Origin of the sequence: Janthinobacterium sp. SUN137, from assembly GCF_030587265.1 — a bacterium.
GTDB classification, from domain to species: domain Bacteria; phylum Pseudomonadota; class Gammaproteobacteria; order Burkholderiales; family Burkholderiaceae_D; genus Janthinobacterium; species Janthinobacterium kumbetense.
In genome coordinates, this window is record NZ_JAPWHZ010000004.1 from 747,871 (window position 1) to 768,485 (window position 20,615).

18 protein-coding genes and 2 tRNA genes are annotated in these 20,615 nt (G+C 64.7%); 10 read left to right on the top strand and 10 right to left on the bottom strand.

Annotated elements, in window-relative coordinates:
- Positions 1 to 42 precede the first annotated feature (42 nt).
- Positions 43 to 1,251, top strand: coding sequence for a TCR/Tet family MFS transporter (locus O3298_RS23830; RefSeq protein WP_305060687.1), 1,209 nt, complete (start codon positions 43 to 45; stop codon positions 1,249 to 1,251).
- Here O3298_RS23830 and O3298_RS23835 read toward each other — a convergent pair.
- From O3298_RS23835 to O3298_RS23850, 4 genes are all read right to left on the bottom strand, one after another.
- The gene (locus O3298_RS23835; protein WP_099665586.1) at positions 1,248 to 1,493 is read right to left on the bottom strand and encodes a DUF1059 domain-containing protein; all 246 of its coding nucleotides are present in this window, start codon (positions 1,491 to 1,493) and stop codon (positions 1,248 to 1,250) included. The genes O3298_RS23830 and O3298_RS23835 overlap by 4 nt on opposite strands.
- 66 nt (positions 1,494 to 1,559) lie before the next feature.
- Complete coding sequence (locus O3298_RS23840; protein WP_305060688.1) at positions 1,560 to 3,914, bottom strand: acyl-CoA dehydrogenase; 2,355 nt, start codon at positions 3,912 to 3,914, stop codon at positions 1,560 to 1,562.
- Between the two features lie 212 nt (positions 3,915 to 4,126).
- Entirely contained in the window at positions 4,127 to 5,278 is a 1,152-nt protein-coding gene (locus tag O3298_RS23845) for a serine hydrolase (protein WP_305060689.1), read from the bottom strand.
- A 134-nt stretch (positions 5,279 to 5,412) separates the two neighbouring features.
- Positions 5,413 to 5,488, bottom strand: a tRNA-Phe gene (locus O3298_RS23850).
- Between the two features lie 98 nt (positions 5,489 to 5,586).
- Here O3298_RS23850 and O3298_RS23855 point away from each other — a divergent pair.
- A complete protein-coding gene (locus tag O3298_RS23855; RefSeq protein ID WP_305060690.1) occupies positions 5,587 to 5,724 on the top strand; it encodes a hypothetical protein in 138 nt (45 codons plus the stop codon).
- Positions 5,725 to 5,730: 6 nt separating this feature from the next.
- Positions 5,731 to 6,378, top strand: a complete 648-nt coding sequence (locus O3298_RS23860; RefSeq protein WP_305060691.1) for a hypothetical protein — start codon at positions 5,731 to 5,733, stop codon at positions 6,376 to 6,378.
- 45 nt (positions 6,379 to 6,423) lie between these two features.
- Here O3298_RS23860 and O3298_RS23865 read toward each other — a convergent pair whose 3' ends face one another.
- Positions 6,424 to 6,855 (bottom strand): hypothetical protein, encoded by a 432-nt coding sequence (locus tag O3298_RS23865; protein WP_305060692.1) that lies wholly within the window; start codon positions 6,853 to 6,855, stop codon positions 6,424 to 6,426.
- Positions 6,856 to 7,063: 208 nt separating this feature from the next.
- Between O3298_RS23865 and O3298_RS23870 the strand changes: the two genes are divergently transcribed.
- Entirely contained in the window at positions 7,064 to 8,059 is a 996-nt protein-coding gene (locus O3298_RS23870; protein WP_099665580.1) for a cytochrome-c peroxidase, read from the top strand.
- Positions 8,060 to 8,101: 42 nt separating this feature from the next.
- Here O3298_RS23870 and O3298_RS23875 read toward each other — a convergent pair whose 3' ends face one another.
- The 3 genes from O3298_RS23875 to O3298_RS23885 form a co-directional block, all read right to left on the bottom strand.
- Positions 8,102 to 10,492 (bottom strand): S9 family peptidase, encoded by a 2,391-nt coding sequence (locus O3298_RS23875; protein WP_305060693.1) that lies wholly within the window; start codon positions 10,490 to 10,492, stop codon positions 8,102 to 8,104.
- 92 nt (positions 10,493 to 10,584) lie between these two features.
- On the bottom strand, positions 10,585 to 12,843 hold the full coding sequence (locus O3298_RS23880; RefSeq protein ID WP_305060694.1) for a bifunctional diguanylate cyclase/phosphodiesterase: 2,259 nt from the start codon (positions 12,841 to 12,843) through the stop codon (positions 10,585 to 10,587).
- Between the two features lie 137 nt (positions 12,844 to 12,980).
- Entirely contained in the window at positions 12,981 to 13,787 is an 807-nt protein-coding gene (locus O3298_RS23885) for a YggS family pyridoxal phosphate-dependent enzyme (protein ID WP_099665577.1), read from the bottom strand.
- A 92-nt stretch (positions 13,788 to 13,879) separates the two neighbouring features.
- Here O3298_RS23885 and ptsJ point away from each other — a divergent pair, with 92 nt between their 5' ends.
- Together ptsJ and O3298_RS23895 are read left to right on the top strand one after the other, a co-directional pair.
- Positions 13,880 to 15,181, top strand: a complete 1,302-nt coding sequence (gene ptsJ / locus O3298_RS23890; RefSeq protein WP_305060712.1) for a transcriptional regulator PtsJ — start codon at positions 13,880 to 13,882, stop codon at positions 15,179 to 15,181.
- Between the two features lie 33 nt (positions 15,182 to 15,214).
- Positions 15,215 to 15,934, top strand: coding sequence for a hypothetical protein (locus tag O3298_RS23895; RefSeq protein WP_305060695.1), 720 nt, complete (start codon positions 15,215 to 15,217; stop codon positions 15,932 to 15,934).
- Positions 15,935 to 15,985: 51 nt separating this feature from the next.
- Here O3298_RS23895 and O3298_RS23900 read toward each other — a convergent pair whose 3' ends face one another.
- Positions 15,986 to 16,291, bottom strand: coding sequence for a PsiF family protein (locus O3298_RS23900; RefSeq protein WP_046682222.1), 306 nt, complete (start codon positions 16,289 to 16,291; stop codon positions 15,986 to 15,988).
- 266 nt (positions 16,292 to 16,557) lie between these two features.
- On the opposite strand from O3298_RS23900, the gene O3298_RS23905 reads away from it, so the two are divergent.
- Positions 16,558 to 17,097, top strand: a complete 540-nt coding sequence (locus O3298_RS23905) for a DUF2058 domain-containing protein (RefSeq protein ID WP_077399286.1) — start codon at positions 16,558 to 16,560, stop codon at positions 17,095 to 17,097.
- 132 nt (positions 17,098 to 17,229) lie between these two features.
- On the opposite strand, the gene O3298_RS23910 is transcribed toward O3298_RS23905, so the two are convergent.
- Positions 17,230 to 17,305, bottom strand: a tRNA-Phe gene (locus O3298_RS23910).
- Between the two features lie 186 nt (positions 17,306 to 17,491).
- Between O3298_RS23910 and dkgB the strand changes: the two genes are divergently transcribed.
- The 3 genes from dkgB (at position 17,492) to O3298_RS23925 (ending at position 20,558) form a co-directional block, all read left to right on the top strand.
- A complete protein-coding gene (gene dkgB, locus O3298_RS23915; protein WP_305060696.1) occupies positions 17,492 to 18,316 on the top strand; it encodes a 2,5-didehydrogluconate reductase DkgB in 825 nt (274 codons plus the stop codon).
- Between the two features lies 1 nt (position 18,317).
- On the top strand, positions 18,318 to 19,247 hold the full coding sequence (locus tag O3298_RS23920) for an LLM class oxidoreductase (RefSeq protein WP_305060697.1): 930 nt from the start codon (positions 18,318 to 18,320) through the stop codon (positions 19,245 to 19,247).
- Positions 19,248 to 19,313: 66 nt separating this feature from the next.
- Positions 19,314 to 20,558, top strand: coding sequence for an FAD-dependent monooxygenase (locus O3298_RS23925; RefSeq protein WP_305060698.1), 1,245 nt, complete (start codon positions 19,314 to 19,316; stop codon positions 20,556 to 20,558).
- Positions 20,559 to 20,615 lie beyond the last annotated feature (57 nt).

Consider the following 20,615-nt stretch of genomic DNA (forward strand, 5'->3'; position numbering starts at 1 on the left):
GGAATACTATTTATGTACTGAGTACATATTTAGATTGAGTATATGAAGAAATCCCTTCCCGTGGCGGCGCTGCCCGTCATTTTCGCCACTGTCGTGCTCGACGCCGTCGGCATCGGCCTGGTCTTCCCCATCTTGCCGGCGTTGCTGCGGGACGTCACGCATGCCGATAACGTGGCGCCGTATATCGGCATCATGACGGCCCTGTACGCGCTGATGCAGTTCATCTTTGCGCCGGTACTGGGCGCATTGAGCGACCGCCTGGGCCGGCGTCCCGTGCTGCTGCTGTCGCTGGCGGGCGCGGCCGTCAATTACCTGTTCCTTGCCTTCGCCCCAAGCCTGTGGATGCTGCTGCTGGGGCGCGCCATTGCGGGGTTGACGAGTGCCAACGTTTCCGTGGCCACCGCCTACATCACCGACATTTCTCCCGAGAACCAGCGGGCGCGCCGCTTCGGCTTGCTCAACGCCATGTTCGGCGCAGGCTTCATCATCGGCCCCGTGCTGGGCGGCGCGCTGGGCGATTACGGGCTGCGCCTGCCGTTCATGGCGGCAGCCGTCTTGAATGCGGGCAATCTGTTGCTGGCGTGGTTGAGCTTGCCCGAATCACGAACGCCGACACGCGAAAAAATCGACCTGGCGGCATTGCATCCCTTGCGCCCCTTGCGCTGGGTTTTCTCGGAGAAAAGCTTGCTGCCGATCACCGTCATCTTCTTTACCTTCAGCGCGGCCGGGGAAGTGTATGGCGTGTGCTGGGCCTTGTGGGGACACGATGCGTTCGCATGGAACGGACTGTGGATCGGCCTGTCGCTGGGCGCCTTTGGCGTGTGCCAGGCGCTGGCCCAGGCTTTCTTGCCGGGCCCGGCCGTGAAACTGCTGGGCGAACGCGCCACCATCCTGACGGGTATCGCCTGCGCCTGCGTGGCGCTGCTCGTCATGGCGTTTGCCACGCGCAGCTGGATGATCTTCGCCATCATGCCCGTGTTCGCCCTGGGCGGCATCGGCGCGCCGGCCTTGCAGTCGCTGGCGACGCGGCAAGTTGCCGAGGACCGGCAAGGCCAGTTCCAGGGCGTGCTGGCCTCGGCCGTGAGCCTGGCGTCCGTGCTGTGTCCGCTGGTGTTTTCCAGTATCTATTTTGGCGTCAGGGCGTACTGGCCCGGCGCCGTCTGGCTGTCCGTGATCGTCGTGTACGCGGCGCTGGTGCCGCTCGTGCTGGGCTTGCGCTTGCAGAAACCGGCGCAAGCCCTGGCAGGCTAGTGCGCGTGCGAGGCCCCGCTGCTGCCGGCCTGTCCCGTCATGGGCAGGTGTTCGGGCGGCATGCCGTCCTTGAACAGTTGACGCAGCTGCTGGCGCAGCTCCGGCGTGTCGTGGTGGTGGTGTACCGAGACCGCATGTTCCACGGCAATACCCAATAGCTCTTCCTCGCTGTCGGCCGAAATGGCCACCGAGCAATGTGTGTCGCTTGGAAATTCCCGGCAATCGATGAATTTGCGCGTCATGATCGACTCCTTTCTGCAAAGAGCGGGCACCGCGCCCGCTCCATTCAGTATAGGTCGCAAATTCGCCTAGGCGGCGCGGCTGCCGGTATCGGCCTCGTGCATCGGCAAGTGTGCTGGCTGCGCCGTCTCGGCCGGAAAATCGTCGACCTGGATCAAGCCATCGGCCAGGCGCGCATATTCCAGCAAGGTATTGTGCTCCTGGCAGCTGACGGCGCCTGCCGCCTTGGCTGCGGCCAGCCACTGTTGCATGGCGGACAAGCTTTGCGGCAGGTGCCGCAGGGCCGCGCCTGCGGGCGTGTCTTTCAGGCGTTTTTCGATGTGCAGCACGTCGGGCAGCAAGGCCAGCGCCCGCTCCGCGCAGGCGACGGGGTCTGCGGCGTCGCTGGCGACATGGCCGTCGGCCAGCAGCCGTTCGCGGTCGGCGCCCGGCGTTTGCAGAGCCAGCGCCACTTCACTGCCCAGTTCGTCGGATGGCGGACGGTGTGGCAGGCCAAACGGAAACAGCAGGGTGCGCAGCAGCACGGCCAGCCCGCGCGCGGGGAAATTATCGAGCACGCCCGTCAAGCCTTGCTGGGCCTTGACCAGCGCATCTTGCAGCGACCAGTGCACATAGGGCAGGTCGGCGGCGAAACGGCCATCGTCCTCGTAGCGCTTCAGCACGGACGACGCCAGGTACAGCTGCGCCAGCACGTCGCCGAGGCGGGCGGACAGCCGTTCCCGGCGCTTGAGTTCGCCACCGAGCACGAACATCGACATATCCGTCATGACGGCGAACGCCGTCGACAGCCGCGTCAGGGCGCGGTAATAGGGCGCCAGTTCCGCGGCGCCGTCGTCGGGCACGGCTGCCAGGCGCGCGCCGCCCAGGCCGTACCACAGCCCCCGTGCCAGGTTGCCCAGGACAAAGCCCACGTGGCCAAAGAAGGCTGCATCGAAATCGTGCACGGCTTTGCGGCCGTCGCTTTCGCTGACGGCGGCCATTTCCCTGAGCACATACGGATGCGCGCGGATGGCGCCCTGGCCGAAGATGATCAGGCTGCGCGTGAGGATGTTGGCGCCTTCGACGGTGATGGCGATGGGGATTTGCTGGTAGGCGCTGGCGAGGAAATTGTTCGGTCCCACGCAGATGCCCTTGCCGCCGAGAATGTCCATGCCATCGTTGACGAGCGCGCGGCCCCGTTCCGTGATGTGGTATTTGACGATGGCGGAAATGACGGCCGGCTTTTCGCCCAGGTCGACGGCGTGCGCGGCCAGGGTGCGGGCCGCATCCATCAAGTACAGGTTGGCGCCCATGCGGGCCAGCGCTTCCTGCACCCCTTCGAACTTGCCGATTGGCATGTTGAACTGGCGCCGCACGGCCGAATACGCGCCGGTGCCGCGCACGGCCATCTTGCCCATGCCGACGCTGGACGAGGGCAGCGAAATGGCGCGCCCGGCGGCCAGGCACTCCATCAGCATGCGCCATCCCTTGCCCACTTGCGCCTGGCCGCCGATGACCCAGTCGATGGGGATGAAGACATCTTGACCGGACGTGGGGCCGTTCTGGAAGGCGGCGTTCAAGGGATGGTGGCGGCGGCCGATCACCACGCCGTCGTGGCTGGCGGGGATCAGGGCGCAAGTGATGCCGGGCGCATCGTTGTCGGAGAGTAAATGGTCGGGATCGCTGGTCTGGAATGCCAGGCCCAGCAAGGTTGCCACGGGCGCCAGGGTGATGTAGCGCTTGTTCCACGTGAGGCGGAAACCGACAGTGGCGCGCCCTTCATGCATGCCCATGCACACGACGCCCAGGTCGGGAATGGCGGCCGCGTCGGAACCCGCATACGGGCTGGTCAGCGCAAAGCAGGGAATCTCCGTGCCGGCGGCCAGGCGCGGCAGGTAGTAATCCTTCTGTTCTTCGGTGCCGTAGTGCAACAGCAGTTCGGCCGGCCCCAGCGAATTGGGCACCATCACGGTCACGGCCAGGGCCGAGCAGCGGCTCGACAGCTTCATCACCACTTGCGAATGCATGTAGGCGGAGAATTGCTTGCCGCCGTATTGTTTCGGGATGATCATGCCGAGGAAACCCTGGCTTTTCATGTAGTCCCAGGCTTGCGGTGGCAAGTCGAGTTGCTGCTGCGTTTCCCAGTCGTTGACCAGTTCGCACAGCCGTTCGACGTCGTGCTCGAGAAAGTGGCGCTCCTCGGCGGTGAGCATGGCGCGGCCATACGCCAGCAGCTTGGGCCAGTCGGGCCGGCCGGAAAACAGGTCCGCATCCCACCACGTGGTGCCCGCCTCGAGCGCATCGCGTTCCGTCTCGGACATGGTCGGCAAGATGCGCTTGAACAGCGCGAGCAGGTGCGGCGCAAGCAAGGCGCGGCGCACGGGGCCGGGCGCAAACAGTAAAGCCAGGCCCAGCAGGGCCAGCATCAGTATGATCGTCAGCATGCGATATCTCCCTGTGTCATGACAACAGAGTAGGCCGATGCGGCCGATGTTACTGTGCGGTACTGCGCATAGGGGCGAAGCCCGGCAGCGTGACAGTGCCGATGAAAAATGCCAGGCTGAAGGTTGGTTTTTTTGTCATGGCTTGCTGAGTGCTTGCTGGCCCGGGGTGGAATCGAAGCAGCGGCACGAGGATGTGCCAAACCAGGCCCGGCCTACTGCGCGCTTTCCATGGATGCCACGGTGCCGAAGAGATGCGCCAGCGCGCTTTCCATGGCGCTGGCGGTGGCGTCGCCGCTCTGGTTGGTGATGATGTAGACCCCGAGCTGATATTGGGGAACGATGTAGGCGTAGCCTTGCGCACGCGGCACGCCGCCATGGTGGACGTAATGCGTGCCCAGTTGGCGATTCGTGCCGATGTTCCAGAAATAGGCAATGCTGAAGTCATCCTGAAAGCGTAGCAGCGGCTTGTGCGATTCAACGACGGCGGGATGGTTGCCCAATTGCAGGCGCAGGTACTTCGCCATATCCGGCATGGTCGACTTCAGGTTGCCGGCGGCCCCCCAGGGCAGTTGCGGCATCGGTGTCGTGATGACGGGATTGTCGCTGTGGTAGCCGGGCGCCAGCCGGCCGGCATCCTTGGCTGCGATTCTCAGCCTGGTATCGTGGATGCCGGCTTCGCGCGCGAGAAATTGCGTGAGCAGCACTTCATAGGGCATGCCGTAGATGGTTTCGAGCGCGTGCGCAACGAGTTCGGTGCCGGCGCTGGAATAGGCGTAGTCCTTGCCCAGCGGACCGTTGATGTTGACTGTATGCAAGTCCTGCCAGAATTGGGGTTGTCCGTAGTTGGCATAGGCTGCGTTGAGCTTTGCCGGCGTGGCGTGCGCCGTGAAGTCCTGCAATACGGTGTTCACCTGCAATGGCAGCATGCCCGGCATATTGCTCGTGTGCGTGATCAAATGGCGCAAGCGCACGGGCTGCCCCTGCGACTGCAGGTTCGGGTAGGCGGCGGGCAGGTATTTTTGTATGGGATCGTCGAGCGCCGCCTTCCCATCGAGCACCGCGTTGGCCAGCAGCAGGCCGGCAAAGGTTTTGCTGACTGAGCCGATTTCATACAGCGTTGTATCGTTGGGCGGATTGGCCTTGCCGGTCTCCAGCTCGCCTTGATGCAGGATGAACTCCTTGCCGCGATAAACCACGGCTATCGAGGTCGCGTGCAGCAGTTTCGACTGCAGCAGGGTGGTCGCGGTCTGGTGCATTGCCGCAGGAATGTCATGCGCGGGCGCCGTGGCCGCGGGCTTGCAAGCTGCCAGCAGCAGTGTCATTCCAGTTGTGATTGCGGCGAGTCTGATCATCATGCGCACCATCCAGTGGGGAGGGGCATTCTCGCACAATGGGTTCGGCGGCGACAGAAAAAAGTCACGCGTACGGTTTTGCCAGAGGGGGAACGGCGGTGCCGGACAAAAGAAAACGCCACCCGAAGGTGGCGTTTTTTTATTCTTGGTGGCCCGGGGCGGAATCGAACCACCGACACAAGGATTTTCAATCCTCTGCTCTACCGACTGAGCTACCAGGCCAAGGCGGCGAATTATAGCAGAAAGACTTTCCACCTGACCAGAGCTGGCTGTGTTCAAATGCAACAGATGGCCAAAACATGGTGTTTTGGCATCCTTGTATGACCGAAAGGGATGTGGCGATGCAGCGACGTATTGGAGTGCAAGGCCTGGCGGTGGCGGGCTTGTTCGGTTTGTTGTGCGGCGCGGCGCGGGCCGACGGGGTGGCCGAGCTGAACGCGGCGCTGGCGCGCTTGTAGGGGCAGATGCCGATCAAGGCGCAGGTCGAATCGAAAACCTGGCGCCGCGAAGGCGAGGGCAAGGCGGCGGAAGAGGATAGCGGCCAGGCCACGGTGGCGGTCGAGGGCGGGCCGGCGGGCTTGCAGGTGCTCTACAGTAAGGAACTGCTGGCGAAAGTGGAGGCCGAGCAGCGCGCCAAGGTGAAGGATCCGAAGGCCAAGGCGCCGATCGGCTTTGCGCTGGGGGAAATGAAGGCGACGGAGCTGCGCTCCATGGTGTCGGCGGCGGATACCCTGTCGCGCGAAATCGAGGAAGCCGTGTTCAGCGGCGAAAAAATGGATAGCTACAAGGGCAAGCCGGCGCGCCTGCTCAGCTTTACCTTGTCGCTCGACAAGGTGCCTGAGAAAGACCGCAAGTATGTGAAGAAGTTCGAAGGCGGCCTCGATGTGTGGATCGCGGCGGACGGCACGCCGCTGGCCAGCCATTTCCGCGTGGATGTGAGCGGGCGCGCCTTTGTCGTCATCAGCTTTACGCAAAAGACGGACGAGACGCGCCAGTATGGCGTCAGCGGCGACCATTTATTGCTCCTGCGCAAGGAAGGCAAGAATGCCATGTCGGGCGCGGGCGAGAAGGTGGAAAGCAAGATCGTCAAGACCTTGCAATTGCAGTCCTGACTGAACTGTTATAGAGCCTCATAAGCCGCTGAATCAGCGGCTTTTTTACATGGCCGAGCTGCCGCCCAGGCCGCTCTTTTGCAGCACGCAGCGCCCTGCCTGGCAAGTGGCGCCCGGGTCCGTGATGATGGAGCAGGTCGACATCATGCCGTCCGCCTGCTGCTGTTTGCGGCTTGCCTCGGCTTGCGCCTGGGTCAGTGCCTTGAGTTTTTTGCCGTCATTGCTTTTGCTGGACCACGCCAGATAGCGCTCGGGGCCGCCGCAAGCCTTGGCGCCGATGGCGATGGTCTGGCATTGCTGGGTGGAATCGCACGCGGCGGCGCCCACTTCCGCCTGGATTTGCGCCAGCAAGCCGGCATTGCCGGGGGCGGGCGGCGCATCATCTTGCGTGGGGGCGCTGCCGCAGGCGCTGGCGGCCAGCAGCAGGAAGCTGGCGCACGCGGCGCGCAGCAGGGCGGAGTAGGTTGGCGTTTGCATGCGCTCATCATGTGCCACGCTTGCGTAAATGGCAAGCGCGATTCGCACTTGGCCAGAACCTTGATCCCGGTCATTTTCCTTATTAACTAGTCAAAGTTAATATAAATCAACATCCAACCAGCGATGTACGGGTGGCAACCGGGCCGGTGCGCTGCATTCCCGCGCCGGCGCGCGCCGCCGATTCGGGAATGTTTCCAGGAGTTAGACTATGCGCCGCACCTTATCCCCCTTCCTCTTCATCGCCAGCCTGACTTTCGGCAACGTGCTGCACGCCGCCGACAAGGAGCCGATCCAGCCGATCACCGCCGCCAAGGTGGCCAATCCGGCCATGGTCGAGCTGGGCAAGAAACTGTTTTTCGATCCACGCCTGTCGCGTTCGGGCTTTATTTCCTGCAATAGCTGCCATAACCTGAGCATGGGCGGCACGGACAATATCAAGACGTCGATCGGCCACAACTGGCAGCGCGGACCCATCAATTCGCCCACCGTGCTCAATTCCAGCATGAACGTGGCGCAATTCTGGGATGGCCGCGCCAAGGATTTGCAGGAGCAGGCGGGCGGCCCCATCGCCAATCCCGGCGAGATGGCTTTTACGCACGAGCTTGCCATCGACGTGCTGGCCTCGATTCCCGCTTACCGCGCGGAATTCCGGCAAGTGTTTGGACAGGATAAATTGACCATCGAGCAAGTCACGCGCGCCATCGCCGCCTTTGAAGAGGTGCTGGTGACGCCCGGTTCCCGCTTCGACCAATGGCTGTCGGGCAAGAAGAGCGCGTTGACGAAAGACGAGCTGGCCGGCTACCAGCTGTTCAAATCGAGCGGCTGCATCGCCTGTCATAACGGTCCCGCCGTGGGCGGCAACACCTTCCAGAAGATGGGTGTCGTCGAGCCGTACAAGACGGCGATGACGGCGGAGGGACGCTCGGCCGTGACGGGCAAGGATGCGGACCGCTTCAACTTCAAGGTGCCGACCCTGCGCAACGTGGAGCTGACGTATCCCTACTTCCACGATGGCGAGGCGGCAACCCTGACGCAAGCCGTCGACGTGATGGGCCGCTTGCAGCTGGGCCGCACCTTCACGCCCGATGAAAATGGCAAGCTGGTGGCCTTCCTGAAAACCCTGACGGGCAAGCAGCCGCACATCGTGCTGCCGATCCTGCCGCCATCGTCGGATACGACGCCGCGGCCCGTGCCGTTTGACTGAATGAGTCCATGAAAAATGCCCGCATCAAGCGGGCATCGGGGTTTATTTCAATGTTCTCTGGAACAACTGATAAATCCGGCGGTACTCGTCATACCACGCTTCCGGCTGCACGAAGCCGTGGCGCTCCATCGGGTAGCTGGCCATTTCCCAGTTATCCTTTTTGAGCTCGATCAAGCGCTGCGACAGGCGCACGGAATCCTGGTAAAACACGTTGTCGTCGATCATGCCGTGGGCGATCAAGAGATTGCCCGTCAGTTTGTCGGCGTATTCGATCGGCGACGAGATTTTATACGCTTGCGGGTCGACGTCCGGCGTGTTCAGGATATTCGCCGTGTACTCGTGGTTGTAGGTGGTCCAGTCCGTCACGGGACGCAGCGCGGCGCCGGACTTGAAGATTTCCGGTGCGCGCATCAGGGCCATCAGGCTCATGAAGCCGCCATAGCTGCCGCCATAGATGCCCACGTTCTTGATGTCGCCCTGGTGCTGGGCTGCCAGCCAGTGGGCGCCGTCGATGAAATCTTCCAGTTCCGGATGGCCCATCTGGCGGTAGATGGCCGTGCGCCAGGCGCTGCCGTAACCGAGCGAGGCGCGGTAATCGACGTCGAGCACGATGTAGCCCTGCTCCACCAGCAGGTTGTGGAACATCTGTTCGCGGAAGTAGACGGGGTAGCGTTCGGTCACGTTCTGCAGGTAGCCGGCGCCGTGCGCGAACATGACGATGGGATATTTCTTGCCCGCTTCCAGCTGGGCCGGGCGGTACAGCTTGGCCCAGATCGGTGCCGCGCCATGCGTGGACGGCACTTGCACCAGTTCCGGCATGACCCAGCTGCGGGCCTTGAAGGCGTCGCTGCGCGTATCCGTCAGGATACTGGCCTTGCCGCCCGTAACGGCAACGGTTGCAAGCTGGGCCGGCATATAGCTGGTGGAATAGCGCAGCAGCAGCTTGCCGTTATCGGGCGACAGGCCGAAGTTTTCCACGCCTTTCAAGCCGGTGACTTCGCGCGCGCCACCGTCTTTCGCCGTGCTGGCGCACACTTCATACGTGCCGGGCGCCTGCCGGTTGCACATAAAGTAGGCGGTCTTGCCGTTGCGGCTCCATTCGACGGCGCTCACTTCCCACTGGCCGCTGGTCAGGGCGCGCGCCGGGGCCGCGCCCGTTTTCGTGTACAGGTGGGCGTAGCCGCTTTCTTCGGACAGATACCACAGGGTGGCGTTGTCGGGCAGCCAGCCGAATTCGTCGGCGCGGCGGTTGACCCAGGCCGTGTCGCTGATGCGGTGCATGGGCACGAGGGCGGCGTTGGCCAGGTCGACGTTGGCGAGCCAGCCATCCTTGTTGTCGATGGCGCGGATGCGCACGGCTGCCTTGCCGCCGTCGTCGGTCCAGGCGATGCCGTCGCGCTGGGCGTCGATGCGCACGGCACGGTTGCCTTTCAGCGGCGGCAGCTTCTGTTCGGCGCGCATGGCGGCCAGCGGGTCGGCGGCGATGCCGGGCAGGTTATCGAAGGCGATGTCGCGCACCTGGCCCGTGCGCAGGTCGGCCAGTTTCAGGCTTTGCGCGATCGGCATGTTGCGGCCCACGCGCGTGCGCTCGTCGTCCGCTTCCGGATAGCCCGTTTCCGTGACGTAGCGGGCCAGTTTGCCCAGCTTGCCCTTTTCGGCGGCCTTGTCCTGTGTGACGAACAGCAGCCAGCGGCCGTCCGGCGACAGGGCGCTGCCGGAAATGGTGATTTTGTCGCCCAGGTAGATCGGTTCCGGCGCGCGCGTGGCGTCCAGGCGGCGCTCTTCATGGCGGCGTTCGCGGCTGGCGTCGCGGTCTTCCTTCTGGCGCGCCAGGTTGACGATCAGGCGCAGCTGCAGTTCGCGCAGGGCGTCCGCTTCCGGCTTGGCGTCCGGGTCCTTGACGGCGCGCAACAGGGCCACGGGGGCGCTCAGGCGGTCAAGCCGGTTCCAGCTGAACCAGTCTGTGCCGCTGCGGTATTGCACGGCGCCGCCGTCGGCGGAGTATTGCGGGTCGCTGATGGCGGACACGCCGCGCGTGATCTGGATCAAGGCGCCGCTTTTCAGGTCGCGCTCGAACAAGTCGCCGTTGCGCAGCAGGATGGCGCGCGTGCCGGCCCGGTTGACCACCATGTGCTGGCCGTCGAGATTGGCCAGCTGCGCATCGTCGACCTTCTTGCCGCTATTGAGTTTGGCGTTCGCGCCCGGCAATTGATAGGTATCGCGCAGGGGCGAGCCGAGACGTTTCTGCTTGTAGTAGAGCTGGCCATTCCAGCCCCACCATGCCGCTTCGACGGGCGTGCCGATCCAGTCGGGATCGGCCATGGCCTGGTCCAGGGTGATGGGCGTGGGTGCGGTGGATGGGGCCGCATGGGCGGCGGGGAGCAGAGAGAGCAGCAGGAGCGGGCGAGCCAAAAGGGGAAGAACCAGACGCATCGGGGATCACTTTAATCAAAGGGGATGGTGAAGGTACAGGCTATGAGGCCGGTATTCTAGCGGAGGAGTTTCGTGCAGGAAATGTCGGAAAGCTAAGCCTGATACCGGGCCAGCCAGCCGGGAAAGTCGTCCAGCGGCATGGGCCGCGCATACAGGTAGCCTTGCAAGCCGTCGCAATCGTGGGCGAGCAGGAAGTCGGCCTGCTCCTGCGTTTCCACGCCTTCGGCCACCACGCGCAAGCCCAGGTGGCGCGCCATGGCCAGTATCGCTTGCACGATGGCCGTGTCGCGCGCATCGTGCGGCGTGTCGTCGATGAAGCGCTTGTCGATTTTGAGTTCGTACAGCGGCATCGAGGTCAGGTAGGCGAGGCTGGAATAGCCGGTACCGAAATCGTCGATGGAAAAGCGGATGCCGAGGGCCGCCAGTTCGCGCATGCGCGCCAGCGAGGCGTCGCGCTGGTCGATCAGCAGGCCTTCCGTCAGTTCCAGGATCAGGGCGCCGGCCGGCGTGCCGTGTTCGGCCAGCGCCGCCTGCACGCGGGCGGCGAAATCGGGCTGGCGAAACTGGGCCGGACTGACATTCACGGACAGGGCGACGGGCTGCCCGGCCCGCGCCAGCATGGCGGCGGCGCGGCACGCCTCGCGCAAGGCCCAGTGCCCGAGCCTGACGATCAGCCCCGATTCCTCGGCGATGGGAATGAAGATGCCGGGCGCGATATGGCTGCCGTCCGCCTGCGGCCAGCGCATCAGCAATTCGGCGCCCGTCACCCGGCCATGGCGGTCGACCTGCGGCTGCACGTGCATGCACAGTGCATGGGCATCGAGGGCGCGCGCCAGCGCCCGTTCCAGGGTCAGGCGGCGTTCCACGCCCGCCTGCATGGCCGCTTCAAAGAAGGCGATGCCGTTGCGTCCTTCCGCCTTGGCGCGGTACATGGCGATGTCCGCTTCGCGCAGCAGGTCGTGCGCCTGCTGGCCCGCTTTCGGCAGCAGGGTCACGCCGATGCTGGCGCTGCAATGATAGGACTGCCCGTCGATATCGAAGTCGCGCGCGATGGCGGCGCGGATTTTCTCGGCCACCTGGGCCGCCGCGCGGGCGGCGCTGTCGAGGTCTTCGGCCAGGTGCGCCAGCAGCACGACGAATTCGTCGCCGCCGATGCGCGCCACCGTGTCGGCCTTGCGCATCAGCTGCGCCAGCCGTTCGCCGGCCAGGCGCAGCAGCGCATCGCCGGTGGCGTGGCCGCGCGCGTCGTTGATGTGCTTGAAGTGGTCGAGGTCGATGAACATCAGCGCGCTGATGGTATTCCCTCGCGGCGCGGCGGCCAGCAGGTGGCCGATGCGGTCCATCAGCAGGCGCCGGTTGGGCAGGCCCGTCAGCACGTCGTAGAAGGCCAGGCGGTGGATGTCCGCTTCCGATTTCTTGCGCTCGTCGATTTCGCGCTCGACGGCCACCCAGTGCGTCTGCTTGCCGTCCGCATCCGTGAACGGCGCCAGTTCCGCTTCGACCCAGTACGCCTTGCCGGCCTTGTTGTAATTGAGCAATTCCGCCCTGGCCGGCTGGGCGTTGGCCATGGCGGCGGCGACGCGCGCCAGTTCGCCCGCATCGGTGGCGGGGCCCTGCTGGAACAGCAGGCTGCGGCCCAGCACCTCGGCGCGCGCATAGCCGCTGCTGCGCTCGAAGGCGTCGTTGACGAAGATGATGCGCGTGGCCGGCGCCGCGCCGTCGGGGGCATCGGTCACTTCGGCGAGCATCACCATGTCGTTCAGGCGGGCCAGCGCCGTGGCCGTCAAGCGCAGGTCGGCGTTCAGCTGCGACAGGGCCTGGCTGCTGCGTTCCAGGTGGCGCAGCAGGAAGGCGCAGGACAGGGTCAGCACGGCGGCGATGAACAGGAAGTTCAGGGCCACGATCAGCGCGCGCAGCACGGGGGAGTCGGGCACGCCCTGCACGTGCAGGGCGACGTCGGGATGCAAGCCGAGGAAAAAGATGGTCAGCGAAGTCAGGGCCAGGGTCGACAAGGCTGGCCGCATCCCCAGCAGCAGGGCCGCCAGCACGGGCATGAGCATCATGTAGATCTGGCTGACGGGGCCGATTTTCAACAGCAGGCCCACGCCCACCAGGTAGGCGACGATGAGGAATTGCCACACGCGCCAGCGGTAGGGCATGGCGCGCAGATGCCAGATGAGACCGACCCAGCCGATGGCCAGCACGTCGAGGGCGACTATGGACCAGATAGCTTCGCGCGCCGCCAGCAAGGCGCTGGGAATGGCGGTGATGATGCCAAGCAGCAACACTACCTGCAGCAGGCGCGAAAAAATCTGTCCGCGCCAGTGCGCGAGATCGTTTGACGCGGCCACGCTGCCGTCCTTTCCCCAGGAGCTGTGCTGCCGAGCTGAGCAGTATGGTAAAAATATTACGCGCTATCTTTATGCATGTCATCTTGATCATTCGGCATGGTTGACTGCGCGGCTACCTGCGGGGCGCGTCGGGCCGCCTACTCCGTCTGCGCCGTGGGCCAGTAGTGGCTGTCCGGCGTGTCCCGCGCGCCGAAGATGGCCTGGCCGACCCGCACGACGGTGGCGCCTTCCTCGATGGCGATTTCATAATCGCCGGACATGCCCATCGACAGCTCGTCGAGGCCGATGCCAGGCGGGGCGTCCTGGCGCAGGCGGTCGCGCAGTTCGCGCAGCAGCACGAAGCAGCGGCGCACGCGCACCGCTTCCGCCGACAACAGGGCCAATGTCATGAATCCGCGCACCCGCAGCGCCGGGAAGGCGGGCAGCTGGCGCAGGAAGGCGGCCACTTCGTCCGGCGGCAAGCCGTACTTGCTGGCTTCGCCCGACGTGTTCACTTGCACGAACACGTCGAGCCCGCGCCCTTCCGCTTGCAGGCGCCGTTCCAGCGCTTCGGCCACGCGCAGGCTGTCGAGGGCCTGGAATTCGCTGGCAAAGCGCGCCACCAGCTTGGCCTTGTTGGTCTGCAAATGGCCGATCACCGACCATTGCAGGTCGGCCAGGTCCGCCATCGCTTCCCACTTGCGGCCCGCTTCCTGCGGCTTGTTTTCCCCCAGCAGGCGGCAACCCGCGGCATAGGCCAGGCGCAGGCTCGCCTCGGGCTTGGTCTTGCTGACGGGCAGCAGGCGCACGCCGGCCGGATCGCGCCCGACCCGCTGGCATGCGGCCGCCATGCGCGCATGCACCGCCGCCAGATTGCGGCGGAAGTCGTCCACGGAAACGGCTTGCGGCCAGCGCCCATGCTGCGCGTGCATGGTGGGAGTGGGCAGGGGAGTGTCATTGTTCATGTGTCAGCCTTGTGTCAGCCTTATGAGTGGCAGGAGTCGCCGCAGTGATGTATGATTGTCCTATGCCAAAATATATCATGTCTGAGACCATCATGAAGATGACGGGGAAAACCGCAGCGCAGCTGTTCGACAGCATCCGCGCGCTGACGCAGGCGGGCGAACTGCCGCCGGGCCAGGCGCTGCCGACCGTGCGCGAGCTGGCGGCGACCTTGGGCGTCAACCGCAATACCGTGTCGCTGGCGTACAAGCGCCTGGTGACGGCCGGGATCGCGGTCACGCAAGGGCGCCTGGGCACGGCCATCCGCGCGCAGCGCGATCCCGGCGAGCAGGAAGGCCTGCTGCCCGGCTCGCCGCTGGCCGACCTGGGCGGCGGCAATCCGAACCTGGCCTGGCTGCCCGATATCGGCGCGGCCCTGGCGCGCAAGCCCTACCGCCCGCGCCTGTATGGCGAGGCCACGCTGGACCCGGCGCTGGAAGCCCTGGCGCGGCGCTGGCTGGCCGGCGATTGCCCGGAAGGGCATGACATCACCCTGACGAATGGGGCGGTCGATGCGGTCGAGCGCCTGCTGGGCGCGTATCTGGTCGCGGGCGACAAGGTGGCCGTGGAAGACCCCTGCTTCGTCAGCAGCATCAACACCTTGCGCATCGCCGGGCTGCACGCCGTTGGCGTGGCGGTCGATGCCGAGGGGATGCAGGCCGGGGCGCTGGAACGGGCGCTGGCGCAAGGCGCGCAAGCCGTCATCGTGACGCCGCGCGCGCACAACCCGACCGGCTGCAGCCTGAGCGCGGCGCGCGCGGACCAGCTGCGCGCGGTGCTGGCCGCCTATCCGTACGTGCTGGTCATCGTTGACGACCATTTTTCGCTGCTGTCCGTCGCCGGCTACCGGGACGTGATTCCCCCTGCCGCCCGGCGCTGGGCGCTGGTCCGTTCGGTATCCAAGATCTTCGGCCCCGACCTGCGCCTGGCCGTCGTTGCCAGCGACGGACAGACCGCCCGCCGCCTGCGCCTGCGCCTGGCGCCCGGCACGAACTGGGTCAGCCATCTCTTGCAGGATGCCGTGAGCGCCTGCCTGTCGTCGCCCCACGTGCTGGCGCAGGTGGCCCTGGCCCGCGCAGGCTATGCGCGCCGCCGCGGCATCCTGGCCGATGCGCTGGCGGCGCAAGGCCTCGTTTGCGCCAGTCCCGCCGATGGCTTGAACCTGTGGCTGCCGCTGCCAGGCAGCAGCCAGGCGGCCGTGCTGGCGCTGGCCAGGCATGGCTGGCTGGTGCGTGGTGGTGAAGCGTTCGGCGTGCAGGCGCCGGCGCAGGGATTGCGGATCACCGTGTCGACCATCGATGAAGCGGGCGCGCAGGCGTTCGCCGGCGTGCTGGCCCAGGTGCTGGGCCGGCCATAGTTTTTTAATTCCTCGCCACAGAAAGGGAACATCATGAAAGTCCATTTCATCGTGCATGAAGCGTTCGAGGCGCCGGGCGCCTACGAGACATGGGTGCGCGAGCGCGGCTACGCGGCCACGTATTCCCGCGTCCATGCCCATGAGCCGCTGCCCCCGTCCATCGCGGACATCGACCTGCTGGTCGTCATGGGCGGGCCGCAGTCGCCGTCGACGACGCGCGAGGAATGCCCGCATTTCGACGCCGCGGCCGAACAGGCCCTGATTGCCGCATGTGCGGCGGCGGGCAAGGCGGTCGTCGGCGTCTGCCTGGGGGCGCAACTGATAGGCGCAGCCCTGGGCGCGCGCCAGGCGCACAGCCCTGAAAAGGAGATCGGCAAGTTCCCCGTCATGCTGACGGCGGAAGGGCGGGCGAACGACAAGTTTGCCCATTTCGGCGACGTGCTGGAAACCGGACATTGGCATTGCGACATGCCTGGCCTGACCGACAGCGCGAAGGTCATCGCCTGTAGCGAAGGCTGCCCCCGCCAGATCATCGAATACGGCAGGCTGGTGTACGGCTTCCAGTGCCATATGGAGTTCACGCCGGAGGTGGTCGAACTGCTGATCGCCGCGTCGGAAGCCGAACTGGCCATGCTGGAGCCGCACCGCTTCGTGCAGCCGCCAGCGGTCTTGCGCAGCCACGACTGGCACGCCATGAACGGCCAGCTGTTCGGTTTCCTTGACCGGCTCATGCAGGCGTACGCATCGCCGTAAAAAAAAACGCCAGCGTCGACGCTGGCGTTGGGGGGCAAACAGGCGAGGCGCTTATTTCTTCGGCGCGCTCAGGCATTCCTTCATGAAGGCTTTGCGGGCATCGCCCTTCATGTCCTTGGCGTCGACATTGCACGCTTTCATCTTGTTTTGCTGCGTCATGGCCGGTGCCGGCTTGGCGCTCAGGCATTCCTTCATGAAGGTCTTGCGTTCATCGCCTTTCTTGCCGGCGGCGTCCGCATTGCAGGTCGTCATCTTCGATTGTTGGGCCGTCTTGGCGACAGGCGCCGCTTCCGGTGCGGCGGCAAAGGCGGTGCTGGCAAACGCGGCGGCGATGCAGAGGGCGATTAATTGTTTCATGGCAAATCCTTGTAGACGCAGTCGGTGGAAGGGGACGATACAATCGGCAGAGAATGCCGATATGCAAAACGTAACTAACTATATGACATTTATCAACAAAATTTCCACTCGAGTGTGTCTTTTTGTTACTGGCAGGCAGAAGGCGCCCGCCGGCTGGCCCTGGCAGCCATCTTGCGGCGGCAGCGCCCCTGTTTTTTGCTATGCTAGCGTCTTTCCACCGGCCGATGCCGCTGCCTTGGCCGGCGCACCCTCAATACGGAGTAGTTATGGTCTCGTTGCAAGAGCAGTTTTTAAAGGCCGGCCTGGTCGACAAGAAGAAGGTCAAACTGGCCAACCAGGACAAGAGCAAGCAGAAAAAGGACGAGCGCAAGAGCGGCACGCAAAGCGTCGACGAAGTGCGCCTGGCCGCGCTCGAGACCCAGCGCAAGAATGCCGAGCGCGCGCGCGAACTGAACGCCCAGCGCGACGCGGCCGCCAACCAGAAGGCCATCGTGGCGCAGATCGCGCAAATGGTGCAAAAGAACCGCCAGAGCAAGGGCAACAACGGCGACGTGCCGTACAACTTTACATTTAATAACAAGATCGAGCGCATCTACGTGACGGCCGCCGTGCAAGCCCACCTGGTGGCGGGCCGCCTGGTCATCATCTGCCTGAACGGCGCGGTGGAACTGGTGCCGCGCATCATCGCCGACAAGATCGCCGAACGCGACCCCGCCATCGTCGTGCGCGTGAAACAGGCCAGCACGGAAGTGGACGAGGACGATCCGTATGCGGCGTTCCAGATTCCTGATGATTTGATGTGGTAAGAGGGATGTTTGCCTGGCGCTGACGGCGCCGGGGGAGTGGTTGCGGGCCGGAAACGGCCTGCGTATCGTGTAGACAGTCCACAAACAAAAACGCCACCCGAAGGTGGCGTTTTTGAATGTAAAACATATTCTTGGTGGCCCGGGGCGGAATCGAACCACCGACACAAGGATTTTCAATCCTCTGCTCTACCGACTGAGCTACCAGGCCAAGGTGGCGAATTATAGCAGACCAAAACGGGAATGCAAGAGCCGGCTGCGACTTTTCCCCGATTTCCTGCATGGGCATGGTTTTACTTGCCTGTGGATCAAATATGATTTGATATCAGCGGTATTTTTCTCAACAAAGGATGGGCGCATAGTGTGGCCATCGACATTGACTTGAGAGGATTACCGCATGAACGCCACCACAAATCGCACCGCCATCCCTGAAATCGGCCTGGGCACTTTCCGCCTGCAGGGCCAGGTCGTCATCGATTCCGTCACCACGGGTCTCGACGTCGGCTACCGCCATATCGACACGGCGCAAATCTACGGCAACGAAGCCGAAGTGGGCCAGGCGATCGCCGCCAGCCCCGTCCCGCGCGACGAACTGTTCGTCACCACCAAGATCTGGATCGAGAACCTGCAGCGCGATAAACTGATTCCCAGCCTGAAGGACAGTCTGCACAAGCTGCAGCTGGAGCAGCTGGACCTGACCCTGATCCACTGGCCGTCGCCGCAGGACGCCATTCCCGTCGCCGAGTACATGGTGGCGCTGGCGGACGCCAAGGCGCAGGGACTGACGAAAGCCATCGGCGTATCGAATTTCACGAATGCGCAGCTGCAGCAAGCCATCGCTGCGGTGGGAGCCAAGGAAATCGCCACGCAGCAGGTCGAGATCCACCCCTTCCTGCAAAACCGCACCGTCATCGATTTCGCGCGCAGCCAGGGCATCCATATCACGGCTTACATGCCGCTCGCGTATGGCAAGGTGGTGGCGGACCCAGTGATCGCCGCCATCGCCGCCAGACACGGCGTGACGCCGGCGCAAGTGGCCCTGAGCTGGTCGCTGCAGCAGGGCTTTGCCGTGATCCCGTCGTCCACCAAACGGGCCAACCTGGAAGCGAACCTGCATTTCCAGCGCATCACCCTGTCGCCGGACGAGATGGCGCAGATGGCGACCTTGGAGCGTGGCGAACGCCTGGCCAACCCGGACGGCCTGGCGCCGCAGTGGGATTGATATGGGCGCCATGACGAAGCTCGGGCAGGGCGGTTTCAGCATCGGGCTGGAACTGCCGCTCGATAATGACTGGTCGTCCACGGGGCGCCAGGCGAATGCGGCGTCCGGCCGCGTGCCGGGCGAACCGGACCTGCAACAGCATGCGGCGCTGGCAAAACTGGCCGACCGCCTCGGTTTCAGGGCCCTGTGGCTGCGCGACGTGCCTTTGTATGACCCGTCGTTCGGCGACGCGGCCCAGGTCTTCGAGGTGTTTACCTATCTTGGCTACCTGGCCGGGATCACGGAGAACATCTTGCTGGGCACGGCCGCCGTGGTGCTGCCCCTGCGCGAGCCTGTATTGACGTTAAAAGCGGCGGCCAGCGTCGACCAGTTGAGCGGCGGGCGTTTGCTGCTGGGCGTGGCCAGCGGCGACCGTCCTGTCGAATATCCCGTCTTCGGCCGCGACTTCGAGCAGCGCGGCGCGGCGTTCCGCGAACAGGTGGCCATGCTGCGCGACTGGGGCGAGACGCATCTGCCGCCCGGCATCCGCCTGCTGCCCAAGCCGTCCGCGCCCGTGCCGCTGCTGGTGGCGGGGCTGGCGCAGCAGTCGCCCGCCTGGATAGGCGAGCAAATGGATGGCTGGCTCGCCTATCCGGGCACGCCGGACGACCATGCGCGGCGCTCGGCGCAATGGCGCGCCGTCGCTAGGGAAGATAAACCCTACGTCAGCTTCATCCACCTGGACCTGGACGAAGACCCGAACTTGCCGCTGCAGCGCTTCCGTTTTGGCGCACGCACGGGGCGCGACGGCCTGATCGCCGAGTTGACGGCCATGCGCGACGCCGGCGTGCGGCACATCGGCTTGCAGCTGCGGCAGAACCGCCGCCCGCTGGCCGAGACGATGCAGGAGATTGCGGACCACGTGCTGCCCGTCTTTCATGGCATCGCTTGATCTGGGACACGCGTCCTGTACTTCCGGACTATCTGAAAAGGGTGGGGCAAACGCTATAATGGTTCCATGAACAGTCCCACTCCCCCTACCATGCGGCGCTTCATGCATAGCCACAGCGACGTTTGCATCGTCGGCAATGGCGCCATCGCGAAAACCACGGCGCTGGCGTTTGCCCAGGCAGGACAAAGCGTCACCCTGTTATCCCCGGTGAGTCCGCCCGCGCCCACATCCCCTTCGGCCGCCAAGCCGGTCGAAGCCAGCTGGGATGTGCGCGTGTATGCGCTCAATCACACGGCGCACCAGCTGCTGTCGTCGCTGAAGGTATGGGGCGCCCTGGAGGCTGACAGGGTGGCGCCCGTCGACGCCATGCTGGTCAATGGCGACGGCGCGCAGGCGGGCGGGCTTGGTTTTGACGCCTATGGCGCCCATGTGGGCACGCTGGCGTGGATCATCGAAGACCGCAACCTGGGCCAGGCGCTGGACGCCGCCCTGAAATTTGCGCCGAACGTCAACGTGGTGCAGGGCCGCGCCAGCCGCCTGGAATGGACGAACGACTCGGCCATCGTGCATCTCGATGGCGGCGACACCATCACTTGCGCATTGGTAGTGGGTGCGGATGGCGCCCAGTCGTGGGTGCGGGGCCAGTGCGATATCGGCCTCGATTACCGCTCCTATGGCCAGCGCGGCGTGGTCAGCAACTTCGCCTGCGAAAAGCCGCACCATGGCGCGGCCCACCAGTGGTTCACGGGCAGCGACGGCATCGTCGCGCTGCTGCCGCTGCCGGGCGACCGCGTTTCGCTGGTCTGGTCGGCGCCCGATGCGCTGGCCGACACCTTGATGGCCGAATCGGCCGACGCCCTGGCCGCGCGCCTGGCCGCCTACTGCCACGACAAACTGGGCAAGCTGACGCCGTTGCAGCCGGAGCTGGTGCGCGCCTTCCCATTGACCCTGATGCGCCCGCACGCCATGGTGGCGCCGCGCGTGGCCCTGGTGGGTGACGCCGCCCATGTGGTGCACCCGATGGCCGGCCACGGCATGAACCTGGGCTTTGCCGACGTGGCGCAGCTGGTCAAGACGATCGCCGAACGCGAAGCGCACCGCGGCATCGGCGACGAGCGCGTGCTGGCCCGCTATGCGCGCGCGCGCAAGGAAGACGTGCTGTTGATGCAGCTGGCCACCGATGGCCTGGCGCGATTATTTGGCGCCGACCTGGAGCCGTTGCGCGTGGTTCGCAATTTGGGATTAAACTTGCTGGATAAATTACCGGCCCTGAAGCGGAAAATGATCGCGCACGCATTGGGACATCAGTAAATATCAGCGAATCTTAAGATATCGCCGGATAATGGCAGGTGTGAAAATTCAAGGTCG